The organism is Corynebacterium striatum ATCC 6940 (assembly GCF_000159135.1).
In the GTDB taxonomy this organism is placed as follows: Bacteria; Actinomycetota; Actinomycetes; order Mycobacteriales; family Mycobacteriaceae; genus Corynebacterium; species Corynebacterium striatum.
Genome location: NZ_GG667542.1, coordinates 1 through 920 on the forward strand (window position 1 = coordinate 1; position 920 = coordinate 920).

The 920-nt window shown below is 53.7% G+C and carries 1 protein-coding gene and 1 pseudogene; both read left to right on the forward strand.

The features are described 5' to 3' along the window. Positions 1–25 precede the first annotated feature (25 nt). Positions 26–368, forward strand: a pseudogene (locus HMPREF0308_RS12645) (transposase). After that, positions 365–920: IS3 family transposase (locus tag HMPREF0308_RS12650; protein WP_005532272.1), on the forward strand; the 556-nt coding region annotated here is incomplete at its 3' end. The pseudogene HMPREF0308_RS12645 and the gene HMPREF0308_RS12650, both read left to right, overlap by 4 nt.

Sequence of the window (920 nt, forward strand, 5' to 3'; positions counted from 1 at the left end):
TGAAGTGTCCCAGGTTTTGTTCCGTTTGAGTAGATGGGAAAATCTGGAACATGCCAAGGAAATTTGACCAGGATGCCAAAGACCGTGTGGTCCGTCTCGTGGAAGACCGCATCTTGGCGGAAAATATGTCGATGCAAGCCGCGTGCCAGGCAGTAGCTCCAAAGTTGGGGGTTTCATGGCACACGGCTCGCCAATGGACCCAGCAGGCCCGTCGTGCGGGAAACATCCCACAACCTGTGCCTGAAGACTTGGCCGCGGAAAACGCGAGGCTACGCCGTGAAAATCAAGAGCTCCGCGACACTAATGAGCTGCTGAAGGCCGCCTCAGCTTTTTTCGCGTCGGAACTCGACCCAAAACGTCGGAAATGATCCGGTTCATCGATGAATACCGGAATCGTTTCTCTGTCGAGTTCATCTGTAAGACGTTGAAGAATAACCGCACTGGTGGGTTTATCACCTCGCGTGGGTATCGCCAGTCCAAGGCCCGTGGGTTAAGTGCTCGTCGCCTTCGTGATGCTGTGCTGGTTGAACGCATTAGTGCTATTCATCGGGATAATTACGGTGTCTACGGTGTACGGAAAATGTGGCATGCTCTCCGCCGTGACGGAATTGATATCGGTCGTGAACAAACTGCCCGTTTAATGCGCCTGGCCGGTGTTTCTGGCAAAGGCAAAGGTGGATCACCAATCACAACCCGTAAGCCTAACGTGCCTGATCTGCGCCCAGACTTGGTGGAGCGTGAATTCAAAGCCCAAGGGCCGAACAAACTGTGGGTGGCTGACATTACGTATGTGCACACGAAGAACGGCTTTGTGTATGCCGCGTTTGTCACCGACGTTTACTCCCGACGGATCGTTGGGTGGGCGTTATCAGATTCTATGCGTACCGAAGCTTTGCCGCTGCAAGCTCTCAATCAGGCGA